Origin of the sequence: Alcaligenes sp. MMA (genome assembly GCF_020907215.1) — a bacterium.
Taxonomy (GTDB): Bacteria; Pseudomonadota; Gammaproteobacteria; order Burkholderiales; family Burkholderiaceae_B; genus Alcaligenes; species Alcaligenes aquatilis.
Genome location: NZ_JAJJPP010000003.1, coordinates 469,009 through 488,950, shown reverse-complemented (window position 1 = coordinate 488,950; position 19,942 = coordinate 469,009). Strand labels below are relative to the sequence as shown.

21 protein-coding genes and 1 tRNA gene are annotated in these 19,942 nt (G+C 55.1%); 17 read left to right on the top strand and 5 right to left on the bottom strand.

What is annotated here, in order from left to right; all coding sequences use genetic code 11:
- Nucleotides 1-17 precede the first annotated feature (17 nt).
- On the top strand, nucleotides 18-1,676 hold the full coding sequence (locus LNA76_RS14795; RefSeq protein WP_230019346.1) for a sensor domain-containing diguanylate cyclase: 1,659 nt from the start codon (nucleotides 18-20) through the stop codon (nucleotides 1,674-1,676).
- A gap of 160 nt (nucleotides 1,677-1,836) precedes the next feature.
- Here the strand turns inward: LNA76_RS14795 and LNA76_RS14790 are convergent.
- Nucleotides 1,837-1,912 (bottom strand) — tRNA-Phe (locus tag LNA76_RS14790).
- 296 nt (nucleotides 1,913-2,208) lie between these two features.
- On the opposite strand from LNA76_RS14790, the gene hemA reads away from it, so the two are divergent.
- The 6 genes from hemA to LNA76_RS14760 all read left to right on the top strand — a co-directional run bounded on the left by hemA (nucleotide 2,209) and on the right by LNA76_RS14760 (nucleotide 6,748).
- The gene (gene hemA / locus LNA76_RS14785) at nucleotides 2,209-3,483 is read left to right on the top strand and encodes a glutamyl-tRNA reductase (RefSeq protein WP_094197912.1); all 1,275 of its coding nucleotides are present in this window, start codon (nucleotides 2,209-2,211) and stop codon (nucleotides 3,481-3,483) included.
- 98 nt (nucleotides 3,484-3,581) lie between these two features.
- Nucleotides 3,582-4,661 (top strand): peptide chain release factor 1, encoded by a 1,080-nt coding sequence (prfA, locus tag LNA76_RS14780; protein WP_125277953.1) that lies wholly within the window; start codon nucleotides 3,582-3,584, stop codon nucleotides 4,659-4,661.
- A gap of 2 nt (nucleotides 4,662-4,663) precedes the next feature.
- Nucleotides 4,664-5,530 (top strand): peptide chain release factor N(5)-glutamine methyltransferase, encoded by an 867-nt coding sequence (gene prmC / locus LNA76_RS14775; RefSeq protein ID WP_230019345.1) that lies wholly within the window; start codon nucleotides 4,664-4,666, stop codon nucleotides 5,528-5,530.
- A 21-nt stretch (nucleotides 5,531-5,551) separates the two neighbouring features.
- Nucleotides 5,552-5,878, top strand: coding sequence for a Grx4 family monothiol glutaredoxin (gene grxD / locus LNA76_RS14770; RefSeq protein ID WP_094197909.1), 327 nt, complete (start codon nucleotides 5,552-5,554; stop codon nucleotides 5,876-5,878).
- A complete protein-coding gene (locus LNA76_RS14765; protein WP_094197908.1) occupies nucleotides 5,875-6,456 on the top strand; it encodes a UbiX family flavin prenyltransferase in 582 nt (193 codons plus the stop codon). The genes grxD and LNA76_RS14765 overlap by 4 nt, the downstream gene beginning before the upstream one ends.
- 94 nt (nucleotides 6,457-6,550) lie before the next feature.
- Nucleotides 6,551-6,748 carry a hypothetical protein gene (locus tag LNA76_RS14760; protein ID WP_230019344.1) on the top strand — a complete coding sequence of 66 codons (198 nt, stop codon included), beginning with the start codon at nucleotides 6,551-6,553 and terminating at the stop codon, nucleotides 6,746-6,748.
- Nucleotides 6,749-6,883: 135 nt separating this feature from the next.
- On the opposite strand, the gene ttcA is transcribed toward LNA76_RS14760, so the two are convergent.
- From ttcA to LNA76_RS14745, 3 genes are read right to left on the bottom strand one after another with little or no spacing between them, the layout of a single operon-like run.
- Complete coding sequence (gene ttcA, locus LNA76_RS14755) at nucleotides 6,884-7,939, bottom strand: tRNA 2-thiocytidine(32) synthetase TtcA (RefSeq protein WP_230019343.1); 1,056 nt, start codon at nucleotides 7,937-7,939, stop codon at nucleotides 6,884-6,886.
- A gap of 56 nt (nucleotides 7,940-7,995) precedes the next feature.
- Nucleotides 7,996-8,355, bottom strand: a complete 360-nt coding sequence (folB, locus tag LNA76_RS14750; RefSeq protein WP_094197906.1) for a dihydroneopterin aldolase — start codon at nucleotides 8,353-8,355, stop codon at nucleotides 7,996-7,998.
- 49 nt (nucleotides 8,356-8,404) lie between these two features.
- Complete coding sequence (locus LNA76_RS14745) at nucleotides 8,405-10,180, bottom strand: M61 family metallopeptidase (protein WP_230019342.1); 1,776 nt, start codon at nucleotides 10,178-10,180, stop codon at nucleotides 8,405-8,407.
- A gap of 34 nt (nucleotides 10,181-10,214) precedes the next feature.
- Here LNA76_RS14745 and LNA76_RS14740 point away from each other — a divergent pair, with 34 nt between their 5' ends.
- The 10 genes from LNA76_RS14740 to LNA76_RS14695 all read left to right on the top strand — a co-directional run bounded on the left by LNA76_RS14740 (nucleotide 10,215) and on the right by LNA76_RS14695 (nucleotide 18,704).
- Nucleotides 10,215-10,991 (top strand): enoyl-CoA hydratase, encoded by a 777-nt coding sequence (locus LNA76_RS14740; RefSeq protein WP_094197904.1) that lies wholly within the window; start codon nucleotides 10,215-10,217, stop codon nucleotides 10,989-10,991.
- A gap of 283 nt (nucleotides 10,992-11,274) precedes the next feature.
- Entirely contained in the window at nucleotides 11,275-11,760 is a 486-nt protein-coding gene (locus tag LNA76_RS14735) for an ATP synthase subunit I (protein WP_230019341.1), read from the top strand.
- 55 nt (nucleotides 11,761-11,815) lie between these two features.
- The gene (gene atpB / locus LNA76_RS14730; protein ID WP_108728448.1) at nucleotides 11,816-12,697 is read left to right on the top strand and encodes a F0F1 ATP synthase subunit A; all 882 of its coding nucleotides are present in this window, start codon (nucleotides 11,816-11,818) and stop codon (nucleotides 12,695-12,697) included.
- Between the two features lie 104 nt (nucleotides 12,698-12,801).
- The gene (atpE, locus tag LNA76_RS14725) at nucleotides 12,802-13,044 is read left to right on the top strand and encodes a F0F1 ATP synthase subunit C (RefSeq protein WP_003805001.1); all 243 of its coding nucleotides are present in this window, start codon (nucleotides 12,802-12,804) and stop codon (nucleotides 13,042-13,044) included.
- Between the two features lie 154 nt (nucleotides 13,045-13,198).
- Nucleotides 13,199-13,669: a F0F1 ATP synthase subunit B gene (locus LNA76_RS14720; RefSeq protein WP_009464119.1), complete on the top strand. Its 471-nt coding sequence runs from the start codon at nucleotides 13,199-13,201 to the stop codon at nucleotides 13,667-13,669.
- Nucleotides 13,670-13,683: 14 nt separating this feature from the next.
- Nucleotides 13,684-14,223, top strand: coding sequence for a F0F1 ATP synthase subunit delta (locus LNA76_RS14715; RefSeq protein WP_108728449.1), 540 nt, complete (start codon nucleotides 13,684-13,686; stop codon nucleotides 14,221-14,223).
- 35 nt (nucleotides 14,224-14,258) lie between these two features.
- On the top strand, nucleotides 14,259-15,800 hold the full coding sequence (atpA, locus tag LNA76_RS14710) for a F0F1 ATP synthase subunit alpha (RefSeq protein ID WP_094197900.1): 1,542 nt from the start codon (nucleotides 14,259-14,261) through the stop codon (nucleotides 15,798-15,800).
- A gap of 94 nt (nucleotides 15,801-15,894) precedes the next feature.
- Complete coding sequence (gene atpG / locus LNA76_RS14705; RefSeq protein WP_094197899.1) at nucleotides 15,895-16,803, top strand: F0F1 ATP synthase subunit gamma; 909 nt, start codon at nucleotides 15,895-15,897, stop codon at nucleotides 16,801-16,803.
- Nucleotides 16,804-16,847: 44 nt separating this feature from the next.
- The gene (gene atpD / locus LNA76_RS14700; RefSeq protein ID WP_042486019.1) at nucleotides 16,848-18,269 is read left to right on the top strand and encodes a F0F1 ATP synthase subunit beta; all 1,422 of its coding nucleotides are present in this window, start codon (nucleotides 16,848-16,850) and stop codon (nucleotides 18,267-18,269) included.
- A gap of 12 nt (nucleotides 18,270-18,281) precedes the next feature.
- Nucleotides 18,282-18,704, top strand: coding sequence for a F0F1 ATP synthase subunit epsilon (locus LNA76_RS14695; protein ID WP_094197897.1), 423 nt, complete (start codon nucleotides 18,282-18,284; stop codon nucleotides 18,702-18,704).
- Between the two features lie 308 nt (nucleotides 18,705-19,012).
- Here LNA76_RS14695 and rfbD read toward each other — a convergent pair whose 3' ends face one another.
- Entirely contained in the window at nucleotides 19,013-19,939 is a 927-nt protein-coding gene (rfbD, locus tag LNA76_RS14690) for a dTDP-4-dehydrorhamnose reductase (protein WP_230019340.1), read from the bottom strand.
- Nucleotides 19,940-19,942 lie beyond the last annotated feature (3 nt).

The window sequence follows — 19,942 nt, the reverse complement described above, 5'->3', positions numbered from 1 at the left end:
TTGACGTCGGAATCTGCATGTTTCAGATGGTCTTACGTAAAATAGTATGGATATCCACCATCGCCCTGCCGCTGTTCTCAATGATAAAAATCCCGCGCTTTAGACGAATGTTCACACTACGCAGGTCGGTTAATTTGCGAAGTCTGATCTTGTGGTTGTGCCTGTCTTTCGTTTTTTTGGTTTTGTTTAGCAGTTTGCATGCCGCTTATCGGGTGCAGCAGGGGCTATTGCTCGAGCAAAGTGTACGAGTCAATCAGGCTTATGCGGAAAGGCTGGCGCACGCCAGTGATGATTTTCTTCGCTCATCGGCTGCGGTACTGAAAAGCGCTGCTTTGGATATCACGGCAGGACAACTCGATGTAGCCGTGATACGGGAAGAGTTCAAGCAAGTGATGGAGGTTACCAAGGCGTTCGATGCGCTTGTCTTGGTTGATGTGTCAGGCTCAGTGCTGGCCGCCAGCCCAGGCGCTGTGTTTCGGAATGTGGCATTGCCCTTGTGGCCGGAACTGTTCCAGGGCAAGGCCGTGCCAGAGCCAATGGTTGCAAGCGCATTTCAGGGAGGGGAAGGGCGGTGGATGACGATGGTTGCTACTCCGGTTTTCGCACCTGATGGAGCCTACGCGGGGTTTATTGGTGGGGGTATGTACTTGCAAAGCCGCAGTGCATTGCAAGAGTCGCTTGATAAATTGAGCTATGAGGAAGGAACTTACTTTCGCATCGTTGATGGCTCGCAGACGATTATTTATCATCCGAAGCAAAGTCAGATAGGAACTACGGCCCAGGACGTGGCGACAGTGACCGAGCAGCCACAGGTCACCGGCAGACAGTCATTGCCCGAGCCTGATGAGATCAATCCGGATCAGGAGCTGGTCAGTGTGGCAGCGATTCCGGCCGCTGGTTGGCTCGTCATTGCACAGCGTCCTACAGAGCGTGTGTTCGCGAATACGAGTGAGCTGTTGTTGCGCACGCTCTTGCTTGCTTTGCCAGTATTTGCATTGAGTCTGCTGGCAATTTGGTATTTGTCCGGGCTTATTGCCAGCCCATTGCGCCAGTTGGCTACTGCGGCTGCCAATCTGGATAATCACGTTGATTTTCGACGCATTCGCTTTGTTAAGGGTTGGTATGTTGAGGCTGCCCTGATTCGGCAGGGCTTGATGCAAAGTTTTTCTGCGATAGGCAGTCGAATTCGCAAACTGTACCAGCAGGGGGCAACAGATCCTTTGACTGGGACGATGAATCGGCGCGGTCTGGATGCCGCTTTGGAAGAAATGACAGATGCCGAGCAGTCCGTAGCGGTGGTGATGATTGATGTTGATCATTTCAAAGCGGTCAATGATCGGTTTGGCCATGCGCTTGGGGACGAGGTGCTTAAAGCGATTGCAGAGTTGATTATGACCCAAGCGCGTCGGGAAGACGTCGTGGCTCGCCTGGGAGGCGAAGAGTTTGTGGTTGTGTTGCCAGAGACAGGTCTTGAGGCGGCGGGCCAATTTGCAGAGCGTTTACGCCGTGCGGTAGCGCAGACGGTATTTGAGACAGTTGGGAGTGTGACCGTGTCTTTGGGGGTGGCCTGTTACCCAGAGCATGGCAATGATCTTTATGAAGCCTTGGCTCTAGCTGATGCGGCCTTGTATCGTGCCAAGGCGGATGGCCGCAATCGCGTTCATCAGGTCGAGTGAAGGGCTGCTTGGCACCTCACCAGGTCTAAGGGCATTACTGAAGGTGTGATCCACTGTGTCTGGTGAGTGCCCGCCTCTTGTTTAAGAGGTAGAGCCTTCAGGGCGGGCCCCGGAAAAACAAAAAGCCCAGTCGTTTGACTGGGCTTTTTGTTTGAATTCTTGGTGGCCTGGGGCGGAATCGAACCACCGACACAAGGATTTTCAATCCTCTGCTCTACCGACTGAGCTACCAGGCCAACGTGTACTGCTCGGTAAAAATAAAACTATACCACGTTTTTTTATTTGTGCACATAGTACAACAAAAATTTTATGCATCTTTTCGACTTCAAATTTACCGTACCCCTAGGGGGAGGCCCTTTTCAGCGAAAAGAGGACTGCATAAAGGAGTGCAATTGTAATCACAAAAGGGCAATTCAAGTAACATTTTTGGCAAAACTGCGGCTTGCGGCGTAAAATCACTTCAATTTCATGCGTTTTGCGTTTGCAAAAACTGCCTGTCTTGGTCTTTTCAAGGCTATAGCCTGTACTGCTCATGTCTGTAGATGTTCTAACCTTCGGTCTGAATCATGTGTCCGCGCCGGTTGCCGTGCGCGAGCGCGTTTCGTTTCCGATCGATGTGTTAAAGCCTGCGCTTGATACCTTGCGTGCCACTTTTGGCACAGGTGTACGTGAAGCAGCCATCCTGTCTACCTGTAATCGCACCGAGATCTACTGTGCAGCCGAGCCTCATGTGGCTGAACGTCTGCCCGAGTGGATGGCTGACTTCAACAGCCTGCGCTCTGCCGAGCTGACCCCTCATTTGTATCGCTACAACCAGAATGAAGCCGTGCGCCATGCGTTTCGCGTTGCCAGCGGTCTGGATTCCATGGTGTTGGGCGAGCCCCAGATTCTGGGTCAAATGAAAGATGCCGTGCGAGCCGCCAACGAGGCCGGCTCGCTGGGTACGTTGCTGCATCAATTATTCCAGCGTACCTTCTCGGTGGCCAAGGAAGTACGTACGCAAACCGCGATTGGTGCGCATTCGGTGTCCATGGCGGCGGCAGCAGTTCGTTTGGCTGAGCGCGTGTTTGGTGATCTTGGCCAGGCCAAGGTGCTGTTTATTGGTGCCGGCGAAATGATCGAGCTGTGCGCCACGCACTTTGCGGCGGTGAACCCCTGTAGCATCGTGGTCGCCAATCGTACTCAGGAACGTGCTGAAAACCTGGCGTCCCGCTTTATGGCCAGCACCATGAAGCTGGCGGATGTACCCGAGCGTCTGGCAGATTTTGATGTGGTGGTGTCCTGTACGGCCAGCACTTTGCCCATTTTGGGTCTGGGCATGGTGGAGCGGGCTGTGCGTTCGCGTCGTCACCGCCCTGTGGTCATGGTCGATCTGGCCGTGCCACGCGATATTGAAACCGAAGTAGGCCGTCTGGATGACGTCTACCTGTATACCGTCGATGATTTGGGCCGCTTTGTACAGCGCGGTGCGGATGCCCGTCAGGCTGCGGTGGTCCAGGCCGAAGCCATTATCGACACCCAGGTGCAGCACTATATGCACTGGCTTGGCACCCGGGCGATTGTGCCCGCTATTTTGAATGTGCAGCAGTCGGTCGAGAAAGTACGCCAACACGAGTTGGAGCGTGCGCGTCGTATGCTGGCTCGTGGTGATGATCCGGCAGAGGTCATTGAAATGCTGGCGCATGGCCTGACTCAAAAGTATATGCATGGCCCCATGGCCGAATTGACGCGCAGCGAAGGTGCGGAGCGCGCACAGTTGCTGGATCTGTTGCCTCGCCTGTTGCCCTCGACTACCCGTCGACGTTAGCGTCTGGGCTGCTGTCTGTTCACCGACTTTTCTGCGGTGCAGCCCGTTTGCTTTGAACTGCGCCCAGACCTTCTGATTTTCCCTTTAGGCTGTTCCCTATGAAAGACTCTATGCGCGGTCGGCTTGAGCAATTGTCTCGCCGTCTGCATGAGGTTGATGCCATGCTTGCCGAGCCAGAAATTGCCGGCAATATGGATGAGTTTCGCAAACTGTCGCGTGAGCGTGCCGAGCTGGACCCTGTCGTTACGGCTTTCAAGAGCTATGAAGCGGCCGAGGGCGATTTGCAGGCTGCTCAGGACATGATGTCCGACCCTGAATTGAAGGAAATGGGCGAGGAAGAATACAAGCTGGGCAAAGAGCGTATTGCTCAATTGGAAGACGAGCTGCAAATCCTCTTGTTGCCCCGTGATCCGGACGATACCCGCAACGTCTTTATTGAGATCCGTGCCGGTGCCGGTGGTGATGAAAGTGCCCTGTTTGCCGGGGACTTGCTGCGCATGTACATGCGTTACGCCGAAAACTGTGGCTGGCGCACGGAAATCATGTCTGCCAGCGAGTCGGAGGTGGGTGGCTACAAAGAAGTCATCGTGCGTATTGAAGGCCAGGATGTCTATGGTCGCCTGAAATTCGAGTCTGGCGCGCACCGTGTGCAGCGTGTGCCGGAAACTGAAGCCCAGGGCCGCATTCACACCTCTACATGTACGGTGGCCGTGTTGCCTGAGGCTGAAGGCTTGGCTGAGATCACCATCAACCCCGCTGATTTGCGTGTGGACACCTTCCGCGCCAGTGGTGCCGGTGGTCAGCACGTGAACAAGACGGACTCTGCCGTTCGTCTGACTCACTTGCCTACCGGGCTGGTAGTGGAGTGTCAGGATGATCGCTCTCAGCACCGCAACCGTGAGAAAGCCTTGCAGGTGCTGGCTGCGCGTCTGAAAGACAAGCAGCAGCGTGAGCAATCCGACAAGGAAGCTGCCGAGCGCAAGAGCCTGGTCGGTACGGGTGACCGCTCCGAGCGCATTCGCACCTACAACTTCCCGCAAGGCCGCATGACGGATCACCGTATCAACCTGACCTTGTACAAGTTGGGCTACATCATGGATGGCGATCTGGACGAGCTGATCAAGGCTTTGCTGTCCGAACATCAGGCCGGTTTGCTGGCTGATCTGGCGCAGGCGTGAGCATGAGCCTATCCGGTGAGCAGGCCGTGCCTCAAACGGTCACGCCTGCCGATTCCTCTCGTACTCTGCGAGCTTTGCAGCGGCTCAGCCCCTTGCCGCGTCTGGAGCGTGACATGCTGTGGATGCAGGTGCTGGGTGTTGGCCGTTCCTGGCTGATTGCGCACGACACGGACGAGTTGCCACTGGACAAGATTCAACGCTATCAAGCCCTGGAAGCCCGGCGGGTAGCGGGTGAGCCTATGGCTTATATCGTCGGTGTCCGCGAATTCATGGGCCATGAGTTTCTGGTATCGCCTTCGGTGCTGATTCCGCGCCCCGATACGGAAACCCTGGTCGAGCGTGCCTTGGAGCGCGTGCAGCACATCAAAGCCCCCCGCATTCTGGATATGGGCTGTGGCAGCGGTGCCATTGCTGTTTCTTTGGCGTTGGCACGCCCCGATGCCCAGGTGGTCGCCAGTGACATCAGCACGCTGGTCTTGGCGCAGGCCGGCCTAAATGCTCAGCGTTTGTGTGGGAAAGTCGAGTTTTGCCTGGGGAGTTGGTACGATGCCGTGACAGGCCAGGAACCTTTTGACCTGATCGTGTCCAACCCTCCATATATTGCAGTGGATGACGAACATCTGGCGCAGGGCGATGTGCGGTTCGAGCCGCGTCAGGCACTGACAGATGGCTCTGACGGCTTGACGGATTTGCGTACAATAGTTCAGGGAGCCGGGCCGTATCTACGCCCCGGTGCTAGTCTTCTCATGGAGCACGGCTGGGATCAGGCCGACCATGTGCAAAATATGCTGCGGCAGGCAGGGTTCAAACAGATCGTCAGTTATGAAGATCTGGCAGGAATCCGGCGGGTCACAGGTGGACAGTGTTAATTCTTTTCTTAAGAGAACATCATGAGTGAAGTTCAAGATTTCATCCGCGAAACCGTCACGGAAAACCCTGTTGTGCTGTTTATGAAGGGCACAGCTCAAGCTCCTCAGTGCGGTTTCTCCGCCCGTACCGTGCAGATCCTGCGCGCTGTTGGTCTGAGCCAAGTGGTTGTGGTCAATGTGCTGGACGACGCCGAAGTGCGTCAGGGCATCAAGGATTTCTCCAGCTGGCCCACCATTCCTCAACTGTATATCAAGGGCGAATTCGTCGGCGGTTCGGACATTGTGTCTGAAATGTACGAAAACGGCGAATTGGAAACTATGCTGCGTGAGGCTGGGGCTCTGGAGTGAGCACCAAGCGACGCCTGGTCATTGGCATGACCGGGGCCACCGGGGCAGTCTACACCGTGCGTTTGCTGCAGGTGCTGCAGTCCTGTCCGGATGTGGAAACCCATTTGGTGATCTCGCCCTCCGGGGTGTTGAACATCAAGTATGAGCTGGATATCGACAGGCATGGGATCCAGGCTCTGGCCGATCAGGTGCATAGCTTTCGCGATGTGGGAGCAACCCTGGCCAGTGGCAGTTTTCCGACTGCTGGCATGGTGATTGTGCCCTGTTCGATGCGCACTCTGGCTGCTGTGGCACATGGTCTGTCCGATAACCTGATTACCCGGGCAGCAGACGTTACTTTGAAAGAGCGTCGCCGTTTGGTGATGATGGTGCGTGAAACGCCATTCAATTTGGCGCATCTACGCAATATGACCGCTGTCACGGAAATGGGCGGGATTATTTTCCCGCCTATGCCCGCGTTTTATCTGCGTCCCAAAAGTATCGACGATATTGTCGATCACACGGTGATGCGGGTGCTGGAACTGTTTGATATTCAGGTGCCCGGTGAACGCTGGGATGGTTCGCAAACGCCGAACTAAGGCTGGATAGCCGTTCAGTGGGTATAAAAGCCCCGATATAAACCATTGGCATCTGGCATTAAATCCAGGTTTTGAAGGTTTATATCGGGGCTTTTTGTTGTCCGTCGTTGGTGTGTTTGCTGGCGGTAAGCGCTACGCTAAGTTGCAGTCCAAGCAGTCCAAGCAGTCCAAGCAGTCCAAGCAGTCCAAGCAGTCCAAGCAGTCCAAGCAGTCCAAGCAGTCCAAGCAGTCCAAGCAGTCCAAGCAGTCCAAGCAGTCCAAGCAGTGGCGATCTCTGATCTGCAGGCGCTAAGGTTTGGAGGGTTTTGGGTGCCACGATCGAAAAAGATGATCCGCTCTACAGCTTGGAGTGGTGTTTTTTTCTGGGCACAGACCATCCGTTCCATGGCCCAGAGGACTGTCGTCGTTGGAGCGTCGACCACTCGCTTTATTGGCCGGAGCGCCTTTTGCTCATGAATACAATCTGCTGCTCGCCAGAAGCGGCTGGCTGGGCGGGAGTGAAGGCATCCTGGCGCACAGTAGGTGCGGCATCATCGGCTTCTTCTTCAAAGCCTGTGGCCAAAAGGCTCTCAGGCAGGTGATCGTCGAAGTAATCCTGGTCAAAGCCCTTGTCTCCTTCGGGATCGGCCTGTCCTGTCACCTTCAGATCTGCAAAGTTATGCAGCTTGGGATCCATCAGGTGCGATGGCACCACGCGGGTCAGGGCGCCAAAGATGTTCCAGGAGCGGTGCGGGAATTTCTTGTCCCAGTCTGCAATCATGCGGTTGATTTCCTGACGTTTCAGGTTCTCTTGTGAGCCGCACAAGTTACAAGGGATGATGGGGAATTCTTTCAGCTTGGCGTAGGCGATCAGGTCTTTCTCGGGCACATAAGCCAGAGGGCGGATCACAATATGTTCGCCGTTATCCGACATCAGTTTGGGCGGCATGCCTTTCATACGGCCACCGTAAAACAGATTCAGAAAGAAGGTAGCCAGAATGTCGTCCCGGTGATGGCCCAGGGCGATCTTGGTGGCACCTAGCTCCTTGGCGACACGGTACAAAATCCCACGGCGCAGGCGCGAGCACAGAGAACACATGGTCTTGCCTTCGGCAATGACGCGAGTGACCACCGAGTACGTGTCCTGGGTTTCGATGTGATAGGGCACACCCAGCTTTTCCAGATACTCGGGCAGGATGTGGTCAGGAAAACCGGGCTGCTTCTGGTCCAGATTCACGGCCACGATGTCGAACTTGATGGGAGCGCGCTTTTGCAATGTCATCAGCACGTCCAGCAGGCCGTAGGAATCCTTGCCGCCGGACAGGCAGACCATGATCTTGTCGCCTTCTTCGATCATGTTGAAGTCCCCGATCGCGCGGCCTACTTCACGCATGATGCGTTTGCTCAGCTTGTTGTCGTTAACACGCTGCTTGCGTTCGGCCTTGCTGGCAAAGACGGGCGTATCGGTTTCGGAAGAAGGTAAGGGGCTGGTGTCTTGGGACATAAGGGAAAGCGGAGAGAAGTATCATCGAGGCCCCGGCTGGAAGCGGGGCGGGGGCTTTAGCGGTGGCGTTCGATCTCGATGCCAACGGCATCACAATCGGCAAAGGCCTCGGGTTTGCTGGCCCGAATTTTAACGCGTTCCACGGTCGGGAAGTCATTCTGGATGCGATCAGCCAGGCGTTCCACCAGCGTTTCCAGCAGATTGGTGTGTTCGGTGGTGCTGACTTCAATCAGCGCCTCGCGCAACTGGCGGTAGTCCAGTACGGTGCCAATATCGCTGTCCTCTACGTCTTGCGTAATGGTGGTGTCGAATTCGGCATCAATATGCAGGGGCTGGCGGTGAACCAGCTCGTGGTCCAGCATGCCGATAGAGGCTTGCACCACCAGATTGTTGATAAATATGCGGCGTGTCGTCATGGCAAAAAAAGGAGCAGGCCCGCCGGGTGGGGCGGGCCTGTGAAGTCAATCAGGACTGGCGGCTCAGGACGCATTCGTCCAATGCAGGGCGTGCCAGTTGCAGCGTGAAGCAGTGTAGTTCATCGCGGCGGAAAGCGTGGACCTGAACGGTCTGGCCGGGCTCGTACGCGGCCAGAAGGCGTTCCAGGCTGGCGGTGTCGTTGACACGTAAGCCGTCAATGGCGACCAGGGTGTCACCGGCGGACAGGCCGGCTTGGTGCGCTGCACCATCGGTAAACACAGTGGCCAACTGGCATTGGCCCGCGCTTTGGCGCAAGCGGGCGTTCAGGCTGGGCAGCTTGGAGGAGGCTTGCCATTCCAGCTTCAGGCCGTGTTCGGCCAGCCAGGGTTTCAAGGGCAGGTCCTCGCAACCTTCAACATAGCGGGCAATGAAGTCTGTGGCGTCGTAGCCGGTGGCTTCCAGAATCAGGGCAGACATGGCATCTTCAGGAATGCCTTGTGGCTTGCCTTGATAGAAGTCGCGGCCATAGCGTTCCCACATCAGCAGCATGACATCATCCAGGCCCTTGGCTTGCCGGGTATGGCTGCGGATGCACAGGTCCAGGCCCAGTGCAATCAAGGCGCCCTTGCTGTAATAGCTGACCAGTGCGTTGGGGGAGTTCTCGTCCTGCTTGTAATAGCGTGTCCATGCATCAAAAGAGCTTTGCGCGGCGGACTGTTTGAGGCGGCCAGGGCCACGCTCGACGGCGTTGATGTTTTTGGCCAGCAGCTTCAGGTAGTCTGGTTCGCTCAGCACGCCCGAACGCAGCAGCATCAAATCGTCGTAGTAAGAGGTGAAGCCCTCAAACACCCACAGCAATCGGGTGTGGTTTTCGCGGCTCAAGTCATAGGGCGCAAATGCGGCAGGCTTGATGCGCTTGACGTTCCAGGTGTGGAAGTATTCATGGCTGACCAAACCCAAAAAGGTTTGGTAGCCCGCGCTTTTTATCGATTTGTCCTGGCCCTGGGTGGGGAGGTCACGGCGCGAAGCCATCAGGGCGGTCGAGGCGCGATGCTCCAGACCGCCGTAACCGTCATCGGTCACCATGGTCATGAACACGTAGCGCGAGCTGCTGTCCAGAAAGGGCGCGCGACGGGTTTCAGGCTCAAAAAAAGCGATTTGTGCGGTGCAGATTTTCTCTACATCGCGGGCGATACGAGGCAAATCCAGATTGGGAATGACGCCGGTAAAGACCAGCTCGTGTTCGGCGCCGTGCGCAAAGAAGCTGATGACCTGTGGGGTGCCCATTTCAATGGGATGGTCGATCAGCTCGTCGTAATTGCGGGCGCGATACAGGCCAAAACCATAACGTTCGGCCGCGCCGGGCATGCCAGTGGCCTCGGGCAAGCTGGTGTAAACCTGCCAATCCTCCATGTCCTGGTTGGGCACCAGCTCCAGTAGACATGGCTGTTTGGTCTGACCTTCAACGGCCAGCAGGGCGCTGGTGCCATTAAAGAAAGCATGGGTCTGATCAATATGCGCGCCGCGCACGGACAGGTCCCAGGCGTAGACCTGATATTGCACACTCAAGGGACCCTTGCAGGGCTCGCACTGCCAACGGTGATTATCCAGCTTGTGGATGGAAACCGGTTTTTCGCCACAGAAGGCGGCTATGCTTTCGATCTGACGCGAGAAGTCGCGGATCAGGTAGCTGCCAGGAATCCAGGCCGGAAGGCTTAATACCTGGCCATTGGTTTGGGGAGAAGTGATCTGTATCTGGACAGTCAGGCGGTGGCCGGCGAGATCTGTCGGCTCGGCACGGTAAAGTACGGGTGTAGGTTCCATTCCCCTATTCTATTTAATTTTTCTGGGAGTCAGCATGAACGAACCCTTAGTCAAAGCAGAGGTGCATGGTCGTGTTGCTTTATTGACATTAAATCGGCCCAAGGCTTTGAATGCGCTCAATAACGAGCTGATCGCCGAGTTGTATGCCCTGTTAAAGAAATACGATGCCGACAACGAAATCGGTTGTATCGTGCTGACCGGTAACGAAAAAGCGTTTGCGGCCGGTGCCGATATTGGTGCCATGAAAGACTGGAACTACCACGATGTCAGCTCCCAGGACTATCTAGGTGGCCAGTGGGAAGAACTGCGCCGTTTCCGCAAACCCATCATCGCTGCCGTTGCTGGCTATGCTTTGGGTGGTGGCTGCGAATTGGCCATGTTGTGCGACTTCATCATTGCGGCTGACTCTGCCCGTTTTGGTCAACCAGAAATCAAACTGGGCGTGATTCCCGGTTTCGGTGGTACGCAACGTCTGCCTCGGGCCGTGGGCAAGGCCAAAGCCATGGATTTGATTCTGACTGCACGCATGATGAATGCCGAAGAGGCTGAGCGTTCCGGCCTGGTCTCGCGCGTGGTGCCTGCCGACAAATTGTTGGAAGAAGCGCTTGATGCCGCAACGGTTATTTCCAGCATGTCGCTGCCGTCGGTCTTGATGGCCAAAGAGTGCGTGAACCGCGCTTTTGAATCGTCTTTGGAAGAGGGCTTGCTGTTTGAACGCCGCAACTTCCACGGCTTGTTTGCCACTGACGATCAGAAAGAAGGGATGCGTGCTTTTGTCGAGAAGCGCAAGCCTGAGTTCAAGCATCGCTAAGTTTCCCAATCGCTGATAAATCAGGGGGTGTGTTGTAAAATTGCTGCGCTGCAATGTTACAAAATAAGCGTACCCCTTGATGCCATTGGGATTGCGTATATCAGCCTTGCATTAAGTATCAAACAAGCAAGGCTGAATTTGCTTACAACAAAAAAAAGACGCTATACTTTATGGGTTTGACGACACCGGCTTTTTAAAAGGGGCCGATAATATTGCGCGGATGGATTGGCCAAGGCCTTTGCAGTACATCCACCCACACAACGTTATCTGATAGTTTCCTATTATGAATCAGCCGTTTTATCAGCAAACAGGCACCACAGCCACGGTGCAGGCAGCAGGGGACAAAGCACCATTTCCCGAACCCGTCGTATTGACGCCCGAGCAACGTAGCCGCATGGCTCGCCGGGCAGGGCAGGGAATTGTGCGCACACTGTTTGCCCAGGCTTTTATGGGCCTGTTGGCCATTGGCCTGTCGGCATGGATTTCCGGCGCATATGCAGCAGCCTCGGCACTTATCGGTGCGGCTGCTTATTTTGTGCCTAACGCATTGTTTGCATTGCGTCTTTTGCTAGGTTTGATGGGTGGTGGCAACGCTGGCGCCCTTTCCTTCTTTTGGGGGGAAGCATTCAAGCTTGGCTTTGCAGTATTGACACTGGCAGCGGCTGCCATGGCAAACACAGGCTGGTTGGTTTGGCCTGCCTTGCTCTTTGGCTTGCTATGTGTCTTGAAGGGATATGTGCTGCTGCTGTTTTTTCGCAAGCTGCCATAACGAATTTTGTTTCACGGGCTTGTCCCATAACATATACATCACAGGGTAAATACAGATGGCTGCTGCTAGTGATATTTCGCCTCAGTCAGGGTACATCCAGCATCACTTAGTTCACTTGAATAACGTGGGTGAAAAACAGGATGTTCTGGCCAACTTCGGTGTCATTAACTACGACTCCATGTTCTGGTCCCTGCTGATGGGTCTGGTTGTGGTTTTCTTTCTGTGGCGTGCCGCTTCGGCCGCAACAGCCGGTGTACCAGGCCGCTTGCAGTCTTTCGTAGAAATGCTGGTCGATTGGGTTGAAGATCAGGCCAAATCCATTGTTCCCAATGCCGAGTCCCGGAAGTTTGTCTCGCCTCTGGCGCTGACCGTGTTCCTGTGGATCCTCATGATGAACGTGCTGGACTTGCTGCCGGTTGATGGCCTGGGTTGGATTTTCACTCAGACCGGTCTGGCCTCCGAACATGGCGACCCTCTGTACTACCACCGTATTTTGCCAACCGCTGACTTGAACGTGCCAATGGGCATGTCCATGGGTGTGCTGCTGCTGATGTTCTACTACGGCATCAAGATCAAGCACCCAGGCGGTTTCGTCAAAGAGCTGTTTACTGCACCGTTCACCGCGACTGGCCTGATGGCTGTATTGCTCGCACCTTTCAACTTCTTGCTGAACTGCATCGAGTACGCGGCCAAGTCTGTGTCTTTGGGCATGCGGTTGTTCGGCAATATGTTTGCCGGTGAATTGGTTTTCATGTTGATCGCTCTGCTGGGTGGCGCATGGACAGGGTTTAATGGCGCCAGCCTGGGACTGGGTCTCGGTCACATTCTGGCCGGTTCTGTGTGGGCAATCTTCCACATTCTGATTGTGTTGCTCCAGGCGTTCATCTTCATGATGCTCACCCTTGTCTATATCGGACAAGCACACGAAGGCCATTAATCCGATTCCGACTGGACAATGGTGTCTGGTTGGGGGGAGCAGGCTTAGCTTGCTAACGCTTTGATTTTTTTGAATTACACCTGATTTTTAACCAAGGAGTTGTCATGACCAACGTAGCTTTCGTTGCTCTTGCTTGCGGTATCATCATCGGTCTGGGCGCTTTTGGCGCTTGCATTGGTATCGCCCTGATGGGTGGTAAATATCTGGAAGCATCCGCTCGTCAGCCAGAACTGATGAACGCTCTGCAAACCAAGATGTTCTTGTTGGCCGGTCTGATCGATGCTGCTTTCCTGATCGGTGTCGGTATCGCCATGTTGTTTGCATTCGCCAACCCATTTGTTGGGTAAAAAGGCGAGTCCGTTGCCGCTTTTGGCAGATGGACAGGCAGTCGTCGTTAGCGGTGTGTTGCTCGGTTTGATCATGCACCGCTTGTCGACTTGAACATACATGTGTCAGGACGCATACCGCTTCCTACACACGTGGTATTGAAGGGATACGACCGTGAATTTAAACGCGACTCTCTTTTTTCAGATGATCGTGTTTTTCGTTTTGGCCTGGTTTACGATGAAATTCGTATGGCCGCCACTGACGAAAGCAATCGATGATCGTCGTCAGAAAATCGCTGATGGTTTGGCTGCTGCCGATAAAGGCAAGGCCGATCTGGCACAGGCCCAAGCGCGTATCAGCCTGATGGATGCTTCGGCTAAATCCGAGAACCATCAACGCATTGTCGACGCTGAAAAACAAGCGACTGCTCTTTTGGAGCAAGCTCGTCGTGAAGCCGAAGCCGAGAAAGCCCGCATTATTGCGCAGGCCCAGCAAGACGCTAACCAAGAAGTGCAACGCGTACGTGAAGGTTTGCGTAGCGAAGTGGCTGCCTTGGCTGTCAAGGGTGCCGAGCAAATCTTGCGACGCGAAGTTGACGCGAATGCGCACGCCCAGCTGCTCGAGCAGCTCAAGGCAGAACTTTAACATCAAGGCAGGCCATGGCTGAACTATCGACTATTGCCAGACCTTACGCCGAAGCCCTGTTCGCCGCCGTACGCGACGACAGCCAGGGCCTCGAATCGTGGTCGGCCCTGTTGTCCGAAATGGCTCAGGTGGCCGGTCTCCACGATGTGCGCGAGGCACTGAACGATCCGCGCCTGAATAACGGGCAGCGATTCGAACTCTTTACGGGCCTGGTTAAGTCACAGGTCACCGAAAAGGCTCGCAACTTTCTTCAATTGTTGGTGGATAACCAGCGCATCTTGCTGCTGCCACAAATTGCAGAACAGTTTGATCTATTGAAACACCAACTCGAAGGCACGGCGCAGGCACAGATCATCAGTGCTTTCCCGATGGCTGAGGCTCAGGTTGCTGAGCTGACCGCTGGGCTGGAGAAAAAGTTTGGCCTGAAGCTAAAACCGACTGTGACCGTCGACACTGACCTTATCGGCGGTATTCGGGTGATTGTTGGTGACCAGGTGCTCGACACTTCCGTGCAGGCCCGGCTGGCCAGCATGCGCGATACGCTGACCGCATAGCGCGAGTCAGTAAACAGGATTTCAGGAGTCTGAACATGCAACTTAATCCGTCCGAGATCAGCGAACTGCTCAAGAGCCGCATCGAAGGCCTGGGCGCGTCGACTGACGTTCGTACACAAGGTACGGTCGTATCCGTGACCGACGGTATTACGCGCATCCACGGTTTGTCCGATGTGATGCAGGGCGAAATGCTCGAATTTCCGAACAACACGTTCGGTCTGGCCCTTAACCTCGAGCGCGACTCTGTCGGCGCCGTGATTCTGGGTGAATACACCGGTGTTTCCGAAGGCGACGCAGTTAAAACAACTGGCCGCATTCTGGAAGTACCCGTTGGCCCCGAACTGCTGGGTCGTGTGGTAGATACTCTGGGTATGCCTATCGACGGCAAGGGCCCGATCAACGCCAAGATGACTGACGTCATCGAGAAAGTGGCTCCTGGCGTTATTGCCCGTGAGTCCGTCTCCCAGCCCATGCAGACCGGCACGAAAGCCGTGGACTCCATGGTGCCAATTGGCCGTGGTCAGCGCGAACTGATCATTGGTGACCGTCAGACCGGTAAAACTGCCGTGGCTGTGGACACCATCATTGCTCAAAAGGGCAATGGCGTTAAATGTATCTACGTTGCCGTGGGCCAAAAAGCCTCCACGATCAACAACGTGGTGCGCAAGCTCGAAGAGCACGGTGCTCTGGAGTACACGATTGTTGTGGCCGCCTCGGCTTCCGAGTCTGCCGCCATGCAATACCTGGCTCCTTACTCCGGTTGCACCATGGGTGAATACTTCCGTGATCGTGGCGAAGACGCCCTGATCATTTATGACGACTTGACCAAGCAAGCTTGGGCCTACCGTCAAGTATCCCTGTTGCTGCGTCGCCCACCAGGCCGTGAAGCCTACCCTGGCGACGTGTTCTACCTGCACTCCCGTCTGCTCGAGCGCGCTGCTCGTGTGAACGCCGAGTACGTAGAAAAATTCACTAACGGTGAAGTGAAGGGCAAGACCGGTTCGTTGACCGCACTGCCTATCATTGAAACGCAAGCCGGTGACGTTTCCGCTTTCGTTCCAACCAACGTGATTTCGATTACTGACGGTCAGATCTTCCTGGAGTCCGACCTGTTCAACGCGGGTGTTCGTCCTGCTATTAACGCCGGTATTTCGGTGTCCCGCGTGGGTGGCGCTGCTCAGACCAAGGTCATCAAGAAGCTGTCCGGCGGTATTCGTACCGACTTGGCCCAGTACCGTGAATTGGCCGCGTTTGCTCAGTTTGCTTCCGACCTGGATGACGCAACCCGTCGTCAGTTGGAGCGTGGTAAGCGCGTGGTCGAACTGCTCAAGCAGCCCCAGTACCAGCCTTTGGCTGTGTGGGAACTGGCCGTGAGCCTGTACGCTGTGAACAACGGTTACTTCGACGATCTGGAAGTCGCTCAGGTTCTGCCTTTCGAAAAAGGCCTGAAAGATCACCTGCGCAGCAAGTTCGCTGCTCTGGTTGAGCGTATCGAAAGCAAGAAGGAACTGGGTAAAGAAGACGAGGCTGAGTTGGTTGCAGCCATCCAGGACTTCAAAAAGCACGGCGCTTTCTAATCATTGTTGGCAGGCGCCGGAAACCCCGGCGTCATGATTAGCGGGAGTCGACAGCCTAGTTGGGCTCCCGATAATGCCCTTACAGGAAAGTGTGATGGCCGGAATCAAGGAAATTCGTACTAAGATCAAGAGCGTGCAAAACACGTCCAAGATCACCAAAGCCATGGAGATGGTGGCGGCATCCAAGATGCGCAAGGCGCAAGAGCGGATGCGTGCTGGCCGTCCCTATGCAGACAAGGTGCGCGAGATTGCTTCGCATCTGATGCAGGCGCACCCCGACTACACTCACCCCTACATGGTTGAGCCCGCCGAAGTCAAATCGGTAGGTATCGTGGTTGTCAGCACGGACAAAGGTCTGTGTGGCGGCCTGAACACCAATATTTTGCGTCTGGTACTTGCGCGTGTTCGCGAGTTTGAAGACAAAGGTATTAGCGTTCAGACAACGGCTCTGGGTGGTAAAGCTGCTGGAACATTGGCGCGTGTTGGTGCCAATCTGGTTTCTCAGGAAGTGGGCTTGGGCGATGCGCCTAACCTGGAACGTCTGATTGGCGCTATTAAAGTGCAGATCGATGACTTCGTGGAAGGCCGTATTGATGCTGTTTATCTGGCGACCAGCCGCTTTGTCAATACGATGAAGCAGGACCCAACATTTATTCGCTTGTTGCCTTTGCCTTCCGGTCTGAAAGATCCTTTCCAGGCTGGCGATCAGGTAGACGCTCAAGAAAGTGTTAACGCTTCCGAGTACGGTTGGGATTACATCTACGAACCCGATGCCAAGTCGGTTATTGACGATTTGCTGATGCGTTACGTAGAGGGTCTGGTGTATCAGGCCGTTGCCGAGAACATGGCCTCTGAGCAGTCTGCCCGTATGGTGGCCATGAAAGCCGCGTCGGACAATGCCAAGACCGTTATCGGTGATCTTCAGCTGGTCTATAACAAGACTCGCCAGGCAGCGATTACGAAAGAAATCTCTGAAATCGTGGGGGGTGCCGCCGCTGTGTAATCACGGCAAGGCACACCATCAAAGTTATATTGCAAGGACTCAACATGAGCAACGGTACCATCGTTCAGTGCATCGGCGCCGTGGTGGATATTCAGTTCCCCCGCGACAGCATCCCTAAAGTCTACGAAGCATTGACTCTCGTTGACGAAAGTTCGGCTTTCGCAGAAAAAGGCCTGACTTTTGAAGTACAGCAACAATTGGGTGACGGTGTAGTTCGCACCATCGCCATGGGCTCCAGCGACGGCCTGCGTCGCGGTATGGAAGTGGCCGGTTCGGGCGCTCCTATCTCCGTACCTGTGGGTGTTGGCACCCTGGGCCGCATTATGGACGTTCTGGGTCGCCCGATCGACGAAGTCGGCCCTATCCAGTCCGATGAGCGTCGCGCCATTCACCAGGCTGCTCCTACTTTCGACGAACTGTCGCCTTCCGTAGAGCTGCTGGAAACCGGTATTAAAGTGATTGACCTGGTTTGCCCGTTCGCCAAGGGTGGTAAGGTTGGTCTGTTCGGTGGTGCCGGTGTGGGCAAGACCGTGAACATGCTGGAGCTGATCAACAACATCGCCAAGGCACACAGCGGTTTGTCCGTGTTTGCCGGTGTGGGTGAGCGTACCCGTGAAGGTAACGACTTCTACCACGAAATGGCTGATGCTGGCGTTATCCAGATGGACAACCTGAGCGAGTCCAAAGTGGCCATGGTGTTCGGTCAGATGAACGAACCTCCAGGCAACCGTCTGCGTGTGGCACTGTCCGGTCTGACCATGGCCGAGAAGTTCCGTGACGAAGGCCGTGACATCCTGTTCTTTGTGGACAACATCTACCGCTACACGTTGGCCGGTACCGAAGTGTCTGCTCTGCTGGGTCGTATGCCTTCCGCAGTGGGTTACCAGCCTACGCTGGCCGAGGAAATGGGTAAGCTGCAAGAGCGTATTACCTCCACCAAGACCGGTTCGATTACGTCCATCCAGGCCGTTTACGTTCCAGCCGATGACTTGACTGACCCATCGCCTGCTACGACCTTCTTGCACTTGGACTCCACCGTTGTGTTGTCTCGTGACATTGCTGCTCTGGGTATTTACCCCGCTGTGGATCCTCTGGACTCCACCAGCCGTCAGCTGGACCCACAAGTTGTGGGTGAAGAGCACTACGCAGTGGCTCGCGGTGTTCAGCAAACGCTGCAGCGCTACAAGGAACTGCGCGATATTATCGCCATTCTGGGTATGGACGAGCTGTCTCCAGAAGACAAGCAGGCTGTTGCCCGCGCTCGTAAGATCCAGCGCTTCCTGTCTCAGCCTTTCCACGTGGCAGAAGTGTTTACCGGCTCGCCTGGTAAATATGTTCCACTGGCTGAAACCCTGCGCGGCTTCAAGATGATCGTCGACGGCGAGTGTGATGCTCTGCCAGAACAGGCATTCTACATGGTCGGTTCCATCGACGAGGCTTTCGAAAAAGCCAAGACTATTCAGTAATAAGGATTACTCATGGCTAAGCTTCATGTTGACGTGGTCAGTGCCGAAGAATCGATCTTTTCCGGTGAGGCAAAGTTCGTGGCGCTGCCCGGCGAGGCTGGAGAGCTGGGTATTTTGCCCGGACACACTCCACTAATCTCGCGGATTCGTCCCGGCACGCTGAAGATCGTTATGGACGATGGCAGCGAAGAGCATATCTTTGTCGCTGGCGGCATACTCGAGGTTCAGCCTGGGAAAGTCACTGTATTGTCGGATACCGCGATTCGCGCACACGACTTGGATGAAGCAAAGGCCCTGGAAGCCCGCAAACATGCGGAAGAGGCCCTGCGCAACACCAAGGACAAGGCCGACATCGCTGTTGTGGAAGCCGAGCTGGCCATGCTGGCCGCTCAAGCTGCTGCAGCACGACGCCTGCGTGACGTGCGCAAGCACTGATCTCAAGTCGGTAGCATCCGCAAAAAAGCCACCCTTAGGGGTGGCTTTTTTGTGTTTGGTGTAGACAGAAGGGTGGGGTTGAATATCTACTTTTTCTGACTGTAACTGTAACTGTAACTGTAACTGTAACTGTAACTGTAACTGTAACTGCAACTGCAACTGCGCCCGCCCGCCTCAGCGGCGACTATGTCAGAGATATGGGCGGGGATACCAAGTGGTAGTTGGTGTGCCTGATTTATTGAACCCAGCTATCGCAGCACAGAATAAGCACACCATCAGCTTGGCCTGTTGCAGTCATGCGGCATGATTCACCGCATCTGTTTCAGGGCAAGCAGGCTTTGCTTGATGCCGCGCCGCCAGTCTCTTTCGATAGCTTGTGCCCCTAGCAAAGCATCCAGCCTGCCTTGTTGCAAACTGGATTGTGCCGGCCGCTTGGCAGGTGTTGGGTACTGGCGAGTAGAGATAGCGGTCAACGTTGGTGCTTGTGCCAGCAGATCAAGTTTGACTGCCTGGTCAAAGATTTCTTGAGCAAAGCCATACCAGCTTACAGAGGGTTGGCCAGCAAAATGGTAGACCCCTGATGGGGACTGCTGCTTGCCGGTGCCCTGTTTGGACTCACACAGCCGTTCTGCCAGTTGAAGTAACACTTGAGCAATATGTGGCGCGTAGCTAGGGCCACCAATCTGGTCATCAACAATGCTCAGTTCAGTGCGTTCCCGTCCCAGGCGTAGCATGGTCTTCAGAAAGTTGTTTCCAAACTGGCTGAATACCCAACTGGTGCGCAAAATGATGGACGAGGGCAGGGCGGTCAGGACTGCTTGCTCGCCCGCCAACTTACTTTGTCCATAGACGCTGGCAGGGCAGGTAGGAGCATCTTCGGTATAGGGCTGGCTTGCCAGGCCGTCAAACACATAGTCAGTGGAGACATGAATAAGTGCTATGCCGCGTTCGGCGCAGGCAGCGGCCAGAAGGCCGGGAGCTATACCGTTGATCAGATGTGCTGTCTCTGGTTCGGACTCTGCCTTGTCGACAGCGGTGTAGGCAGCTGTGTTGATGACGACATCAGGACGATGCTGTTTCAATGCCAAAGCAATGGAGCCGGCTTGAGTAATGTCCAGCTCAGCACGCCCAAGCAGGACAAGCTCGACACTTGGATGGATGTTCGCACTCAAGCAAGCCAAGGATTGGCCTAGTTGACCGTGAGCCCCGGTAATCAGGATGACAGGACCTGCCATGGG